Source organism: Petrocella sp. FN5 (assembly GCF_029210395.1).
Taxonomy (GTDB): Bacteria; Bacillota; Clostridia; order Lachnospirales; family Vallitaleaceae; genus Petrocella.
Genome location: NZ_JARGDP010000203.1, coordinates 1 through 963, shown reverse-complemented (window position 1 = coordinate 963; position 963 = coordinate 1). Strand labels below are relative to the sequence as shown.

Below are 963 nucleotides of genomic sequence, written 5' to 3'. Positions count from 1 at the left end.
ATTGAGTTATAAAAAAGCAAAGTTCCAAAAATATTAGAAGAAAATAACAAAAATGAAAATCCTATGGAAAAGCTAAATTATTAACGGAGGAAGCGGATTATGACAAACCATATATATAGAGTGACTGCGTTTTCAGACAGTATGGATGGTGGCAATTTAGCCGGTGTTGTTTTAGATGCGGATTCATTATCAGAAGAACAAATGCTGGGAATTGCAAAAGATGTAGGCTATTCTGAGACGGCTTTTGTTATGAAATCAACGAAAGCTGATTTTAAAGTTAGATTTTTTACCCCAACGGATGAAGTTGATCTATGTGGACATGCCACCATTGCTACCTTTAACTTATTAAGAGACCTAGGCATCATTAAGGTTGGAGATTATACTCAAGAAACAAAGGCAGGCATTCTAGAACTTCAGGTACTCGATGACTATGTTTACATGGAGCAGAATGCACCCAAGTATTATGAGATCTTGGATAAGAATGAGATTGAAGGATGTTTTGATAGTTTTCAGAGAGACTATATCGGCGATATGCCAATACAGATTGTATCAACGGGACTTAAAGACATCATCTTACAAGTTAAAGACTTAGAGACATTATTAGGGCTTAGGCCTAATATTGAAAAGATTAACCTTATAAGCAGAAAGCATAACGTCGTCGGTATTCACGCTTTTTGTTTAGAAACCCTATCTGACGGTGAGGCACATGTAAGGAATTTTGCTCCAAGATATGGTATCAATGAAGAATCTGCAACAGGAACAGCCAATGCAGCCTTAGCCTGTTACTTGATGAAATATCAAAAGCATGAATTCCATGGAGATTTCGTCATAGAGCAAGGCTATAGCATGATGAGACCATCGAAAATAATGGTAAAAGTAAGGGTTGCAGGTGATGATACAATGCAGGTCTATGTTGGTGGAAGTGCTGTTTTAATCTAGCGTTTCCTAGAAGATTTGAATATA

At 36.8% G+C, this 963-nt stretch carries 1 protein-coding gene; it reads left to right on the top strand.

What is annotated here, in order from left to right; all coding sequences use genetic code 11:
* The first annotated feature begins 99 nt into the window (after nt 1-99).
* Nucleotides 100-939, top strand: coding sequence for a PhzF family phenazine biosynthesis protein (locus tag P0N36_RS15495; RefSeq protein ID WP_275843794.1), 840 nt, complete (start codon nt 100-102; stop codon nt 937-939).
* Nucleotides 940-963: the final 24 nt, after the last annotated feature.